General features: G+C 64.9%; 9 protein-coding genes. 5 read left to right on the top strand and 4 right to left on the bottom strand.

Annotation, left to right across the window (positions count from 1 at the left end):
• Nucleotides 1–1,453: non-homologous end-joining DNA ligase (ligD, locus tag ACRDUX_RS10420; RefSeq protein ID WP_526413581.1), on the top strand; the 1,453-nt coding region annotated here is incomplete at its 5' end.
• A gap of 6 nt (nucleotides 1,454–1,459) precedes the next feature.
• Here the strand turns inward: ligD and ACRDUX_RS10415 are convergent.
• The 3 genes from ACRDUX_RS10415 to ACRDUX_RS10405 all read right to left on the bottom strand — a co-directional run bounded on the left by ACRDUX_RS10415 (nucleotide 1,460) and on the right by ACRDUX_RS10405 (nucleotide 3,426).
• Nucleotides 1,460–1,600, bottom strand: coding sequence for a helix-turn-helix domain-containing protein (locus tag ACRDUX_RS10415; protein WP_526413579.1), 141 nt, complete (start codon nucleotides 1,598–1,600; stop codon nucleotides 1,460–1,462).
• A 111-nt stretch (nucleotides 1,601–1,711) separates the two neighbouring features.
• Nucleotides 1,712–2,293 (bottom strand): hypothetical protein, encoded by a 582-nt coding sequence (locus tag ACRDUX_RS10410; protein WP_526413577.1) that lies wholly within the window; start codon nucleotides 2,291–2,293, stop codon nucleotides 1,712–1,714.
• A gap of 554 nt (nucleotides 2,294–2,847) precedes the next feature.
• Entirely contained in the window at nucleotides 2,848–3,426 is a 579-nt protein-coding gene (locus ACRDUX_RS10405) for a TetR/AcrR family transcriptional regulator (RefSeq protein ID WP_526413575.1), read from the bottom strand.
• 99 nt (nucleotides 3,427–3,525) lie between these two features.
• Between ACRDUX_RS10405 and ACRDUX_RS10400 the strand changes: the two genes are divergently transcribed.
• The 4 genes from ACRDUX_RS10400 to ACRDUX_RS10385 all read left to right on the top strand — a co-directional run bounded on the left by ACRDUX_RS10400 (nucleotide 3,526) and on the right by ACRDUX_RS10385 (nucleotide 5,373).
• Nucleotides 3,526–4,002: a DUF1772 domain-containing protein gene (locus tag ACRDUX_RS10400; protein ID WP_526413573.1), complete on the top strand. Its 477-nt coding sequence runs from the start codon at nucleotides 3,526–3,528 to the stop codon at nucleotides 4,000–4,002.
• Between the two features lie 18 nt (nucleotides 4,003–4,020).
• The gene (locus ACRDUX_RS10395) at nucleotides 4,021–4,221 is read left to right on the top strand and encodes an NIPSNAP family protein (RefSeq protein ID WP_526413571.1); all 201 of its coding nucleotides are present in this window, start codon (nucleotides 4,021–4,023) and stop codon (nucleotides 4,219–4,221) included.
• A gap of 19 nt (nucleotides 4,222–4,240) precedes the next feature.
• A complete protein-coding gene (locus ACRDUX_RS10390) occupies nucleotides 4,241–4,621 on the top strand; it encodes a DUF4267 domain-containing protein (RefSeq protein WP_526413569.1) in 381 nt (126 codons plus the stop codon).
• Between the two features lie 89 nt (nucleotides 4,622–4,710).
• On the top strand, nucleotides 4,711–5,373 hold the full coding sequence (locus ACRDUX_RS10385) for a DsbA family protein (RefSeq protein WP_526413583.1): 663 nt from the start codon (nucleotides 4,711–4,713) through the stop codon (nucleotides 5,371–5,373).
• Nucleotides 5,374–5,411: 38 nt separating this feature from the next.
• Here the strand turns inward: ACRDUX_RS10385 and ACRDUX_RS10380 are convergent.
• A partial coding sequence (locus ACRDUX_RS10380) for an RNase H family protein (RefSeq protein WP_526413567.1) occupies nucleotides 5,412–5,622 on the bottom strand: 211 nt, incomplete at its 5' end.

Raw genomic sequence — 5,622 nt, 5'->3', positions numbered from 1 at the left:
GGCCGACGGCGACCTGCTCGCAGATATCGACGAAAGTGCCCCGCTGCCAGACAAGTTGACCACCTATCGTGGGATGCGAGATGCGGGCAAGACGCCCGAACCGGTGCCACGCGATACACCCGTCACGGGCAACGATGACACGTTCGTCATCCAGGAGCACCACGCCACCCGATTGCACTACGACTTCCGCTTGGAGCGCAACGGGGTGTTGGTGTCCTGGGCGATCCCGAAGAACCTTCCGGAGACCACGTCGGTGAATCGCCTTGCCGTGCACACCGAGGACCATCCCCTGGAGTACGCAACCTTCGAGGGCTCGATTCCCCAGGGGGAGTACGGCGGTGGGAAGGTCATCGTCTGGGACTCCGGCACCTATGAGGCGGAGAAGTTCCGCGACAACCCACCCGACGGGCCGGCAAAGGGCGGGGAGGTGATCGTCATGCTGCACGGCTCCAAGGTCTCGGGCCGCTACGCGCTGATCCAGACCGACGGCAAGAACTGGCTGGCGCACCGGATGAAGGAACAGCCGACGTCGACGCCTGCGGACGTGGCGCCGATGCTCGCGTCGCACGGCTCCGTCGACAAGCTCAAGGCCGGACAGTGGGCGTTCGAGGGCAAGTGGGACGGCTACCGACTACTGGTCGACGCCGATCACGGCGCGTTGACCCTGCGCTCACGCAGTGGCCGCGACGTCACCGCCGACTTCCCCCAACTCGACTCGCTCGCAGCCGATCTCGCTGATCACCACGTTCTGCTCGATGGGGAGATCGTCGCGCTGGACGATTCGGGGGTGCCGAGCTTCGGCGCGATGCAGAACCGCGGCGCCGGCGCGAACCTCGAATTCTGGGCCTTCGACGTTCTCTCACTCGACGACCGATCCCTGTTGCGCGCCAAGTACTCCGACCGCCGTAAGGTACTCGAGGTCTTGGCGGACGGCGGCGGGCTCATCGTTCCGGACCAATTGCCCGGGGACGGGCCCGAGGCGCTGGAGTACGCGCAGAAGCATCGCTGGGAGGGCGTCGTCGCCAAGAAGCGGGACTCCACCTACCAGCCGGGGCGGCGGTCGGCGTCGTGGATCAAGGACAAGCTGTGGCTGACGCAGGAGGTGATCATCGGCGGGTGGCGGGCAGGCGAAGGCGGACGCACCAGCGGCATCGGCGCACTCCTCGTCGGCGTGCCCGAGGATGACGGCCTGCACTTCGCCGGTCGCGTCGGCACGGGGTTCACCGACAAGGACCTCGCCAAGCTCAAGAAGACCCTCGCGCCGCTGCACACCGACGAATCCCCCTTCACCGCAAGGCTTACCGGCCCCGACGCCAAGGGCGTCACCTTCGTGCGGCCGAAGCTGGTCGGGGAGGTGCGCTACAGCGAACGGACCTCCGACGGTCGGTTGCGGCAGCCGAGCTGGCGGGGCATGCGGCCGGACAAGAGTCCCGACGAGGTGGTGTGGGAGTAGGCGCTGTTATCCGCGTTGTCTCAACTCCCGGCGGGACGACACCCCGAGTTTGGTGAAGATCTTGCTCAGGTGCCATTCCACTGTCCGTGGACTGATGAACAGGTGGCTGGCGATTTCGGAGTTGGTGAAGAGGTCGGCGCCCGCCACCGCCGTCAGCAGCCGGGCTGCGGCCTCTGGATCACCTGCGTCCAGGATGTCGCCGTACCGCCGGGTGTGGCATCAGGTGTTCCTCGGGCCAATTGTCTGGGAACACTCGAACTAGCCGCGCAGCCTGGCGCTGACAGAGGAAAGGACGCCGGGGCGGACGCATCCGACGGCGGTAGGGGGCCTTGGGCCCGGCGATTCATTCTTGCGATGCCACAACAGGATAGCGTCCGTCGTGCGGCGCGCATCGTCGGCGGTATCGACCAGGGTGTATCGGGTGGCCAGGTCGGGTAATCCGTTGATCGCACACGCGTAAGCGATGCGGCGCAGCAGATTTCGTACCCAGCTGATCGCGCGGAGGCGATGTCCGAAGGACAGCCGACTGGTATCGCAGACGACCAGCAGTCGCTTGGCGCGCACCTTGAGGGCAGTCGTGACCGCCGAGTCTGCGGCGGTGTTCTCGTAGGCCCTCATCCGTCCTCTGGACGCGCCGCGGCGGGCCCCCGCGAACATGGAGTGCACGGCAGCCTGATCGATCATGACGATGATCGAGTCTGCGGCGGTGTCGGGCTGTTGCGGCGGGATGCGCACAACCGGGCTGCCGTGGCTGCCCAGGGATGAAACGACCGTCTCGGCCAAATCGGTTTGCCGGCCGAGGACGATCACGGGCCGATCACGGATTTCTCGTATAGTCACGACTAACCTCGCTGCTTTTCGGGGGCAGTCTCGGAGAGCTGAAGTTTTCGCTCAGCCGATAAATAGTTTGACTGCCGAAATACGGCTCGATAAAGACTTTTTACGCGCCTTATGGAATTCGCGTGAGCGCCTGTGTCCCGACCTTGATTGGAAAGGTGCGCGGAAGGCGTGATCGGGGTGCCAGAATTCGGTGCAGACGTGATCGGTAATCGCGCTTGCACCGGATGACGTGTTTGGTGCCTGGTAGCGACCGTTCTCAGCGTTTGGCCCTCTTGCGCCGATACGTTGTCTCTGCGATTTCTTCAGCCTTGGCTCGTTTGGCTGTCCGGCGTTCCTTCAGGGTCATGGCAGGCTTCTTGAGAGCGCCATTATGGGAGTTGGTCGCCATTCTTACTTCCTTTCTTGGAACCTGTCGTGGCACCGACCATACCCAAGAAAAAATAAAAAGCCAGTCGCTGAATTCGGCTATTTGTGCAGTTCAGCGTTTTGCGAGTTAATTCGGCAGCGGGGCCGCGCCGATCGCCTGCTTCAGCCCTTCCGCCCGGGATGGTGCCTCAAACTCCGCTGGCGAACTGATTGACCAGCAGTTGGAGCCGCTCCGCGTCGTAGCCAGGTCGTAGTCGGCCGGCACGGCTGAGGGTGACCAGTCCGTGCAACGCGGCGAACCCCACCTCGGTGAGCGTGTCCACATCCTGCTCGTCAGCGACGAGGCCGACTGCTTGGTGCAGCTCGGCAAAGGCTGCCGACAGCTGAGGCGGTGTGTCTTGGGCGGCGAAGCGCAAGGCGGTCGCGCGGGTGAACATCGCGTCGTAAACCGCGGGGTTGTCACGGGCGAAGTCGAGATAGGCGTGTGCAATCCGCGTCAGAACGTCGCTAGGCGCGCCGCTGCCGGAGCGGGCGGTGCGAATCACGTCAGTGAGCTCGTCGAATCCGTCGATGGCGACGGCATCAGCGATCTGTTCCATGCCGGCGAAGTGCTTGTACAGGACAGGCTGGCTGTATTCGATCTCGGTGGACAGCCGACGGGTGGTGACGGCGTCCCAGCCTTCGGTCTCGGCCAGCTTGCGGGCCGTCGTGACGATCAGCTGTCGGCGGGCGGCGCGTTCACGCTCGCGTCGATCCTTCGTGGCCATACTCGATGATAGCACCGCTAGAAGTGCTAGCACTGCTATTGACACGTGCACGTTCGAGGGTTAGCGTCGCTAGCACTTACTTCTGAAGGGAGCCTCGACATGGACTTCGACCTCGTCACCCGCGCCGCCGCACTGATCGCGGTGCTGGGTACCGCGGTGGTCTACGGCACCGACGTGTTCTGCGCGATCGTGCTGCGACCGGCCTTGGCGTCGATCGACGACGATGCCTTGGTCGCGGTCACGGGGAGCGTGCATCGATACGGAGACCGGCGCATGCCGGTGCCTGGAGTGCTCGGGGTAGTTGCCACCGCGATAGCCGCGGTGGTTGCCGCGGTCAGTGCGCACTGGAGTCAGGCCATCGCGGCGGGCGTCGCCCTGGTCGCGCTGTTGGTCTGGCTCGTGCTCTATACGCAGGTGAGCGCACCCATCAATCGACAACTGATTGCGGCCGCCGACGCCGGCCAGTCGCTACCGAACGGGCGTGTGCTGCAGGCGAAGTGGGACCGCATCATCGGCGCCCGCGCGCTGTTGCAAGGTCTGGCAGTGGCCGCCCTGTGCCTGGTGCTGGTGAGCTGACATGCCACAACCCTCGATGTGTGGACAGAACCAAGCGGCGGCGCGAATCGACTCGTCGCGCTGATCCGGTACCCACCGGGCGGCGACTCCGAACGACTCACGCGACACATCATGGCCAGCCCGGAATTCGCCGCCGACCTGGCCAGTTTCGACGTCAACGAGATCGTCGACGTTCAGTCGGCACTGCTCGCCCCGACCTCATTCTCACCGATCCACTAACACATCAGGAGTGCTCGACATGACCGTCACCACCGTCGCCTACGTGCTCGCCGGACTCATCGCCGCAGCCATCATCTTCATCGGCGCACGCTTCATCGTCGCGCCGCGCGTCGCCGCCGCCGGTTACGGTGTGCTGTCAGATCCCGACCAGCCAAATGCCGGTGCGTATTTGAGCGTCAAGGGCGTCCGCGACATCGCATCGGGGCTGTTCGTCATCATCCTGATGGTTGCGGGCGCGACGCAGCTGCTGGGTTGGGTCATCTTGGCCGCCACCATCATTCCGGTCGCCGACGCGGCCATCGTGCTCCGCAACGGCGGCTCCAAGTCAATCGCCTGGGGGGTCCACGGCCTCACCGCCGTCGTCATGCTGGTGACTGCTGCGCTCCTGCTCGGCTCCTAGGAGGCAAACCCGCCGAGTGTCGATGACCTCGGTACGTCGTGGACCATCGTCATCGTCATCGGGCCGCACGGCATGATGGGGTCATGAATGTGAGATCGGCGAAGCGGCCGCTTAGTACCCTCGGCGCGGTCCTTGGCGTGATGGTTGCGCTGCTGATGTGTGGACCGACCGCCGGCGTGGCGCATGCGGCCGTGGCGGCACCGGTTGGCGATGCCATCTCGATAGGCGACCCCGATGCACTCGGGCAGATCGATCTGTACGTGGATCCGCTGTGCCCGTTCAGCGGCAAGATGGTGCGGGCTCAGGGCGGCGAGATCGGCAAGCGCGTGGAGGCCGGCACGCTACGCGTCAACCTGCGATTCGTGGACTTCCTCGACAAGTACTCCGCCAGCGGCACTTACGACAGCCGGGCGATCTATGCGGCCTACGTGGTAGCCGACCAGTCGCGATCGAGTGACATCACGTGGCGCTTCGTTCAGTCGATCTATTCGGCAGACCAGCAGCCCAAGGAGAAGGGGCCGACCGATCTGAGCAACGATCAGCTGGCCGACTTGGCCAATCGCGTCGGCGCGCCCCAGCCGGCTCAGGATCTCATCAGAGTCGGCCTGCCGATCGGCTACGACCCGCATGCCGTCGCGGCCAACAACCTCACCGTCCTGCACCAGTTTCCCAAGCCGGGAGTCCCGCTCGTCGTGATCAATGGCCAGCCGGTCGACGGAGAATCGGATTGGCTGGCTCAGCTCCCAGGCTGAGGCGGGTGAGTTCGTCACTACGCCGGCCAGCGCGGCGATCATCCGGACGCGCAGATCGCCTCCTGCATACCCCTGGTCGCCAGCTCGTCGGCCAACTCGTTGTCGGCGACACCCGCGTGCCCCTTCACCCAGAACCACTCGACCTGGTGCCGCGCGCAGGCCAGCTGGAGTCGCTTCCAGAGGTCGACGTTCTTCACCGGCTGTTTCGCGGCGGTCTTCCAGCCGTTGCGTTCCCAGCCGAGGACCCAC

The sequence above is a fragment of the Mycobacterium sp. genome (assembly GCF_050701675.1).
Lineage (GTDB): Bacteria > Actinomycetota > Actinomycetes > Mycobacteriales > Mycobacteriaceae > Mycobacterium.
This window is presented reverse-complemented; position numbering and strand designations above follow the sequence as displayed.

Coding starts and splice junctions, on each gene's coding strand:
- ACRDUX_RS10405 (WP_526413575.1), bottom strand. CDS start 3,426: ATGGCCACGAAGGATCGACGCGAGCGTGAACGCGCCGCCCGCCGACAG.
- ACRDUX_RS10400 (WP_526413573.1), top strand. CDS start 3,526: ATGGACTTCGACCTCGTCACCCGCGCCGCCGCACTGATCGCGGTGCTG.
- ACRDUX_RS10390 (WP_526413569.1), top strand. CDS start 4,241: ATGACCGTCACCACCGTCGCCTACGTGCTCGCCGGACTCATCGCCGCA.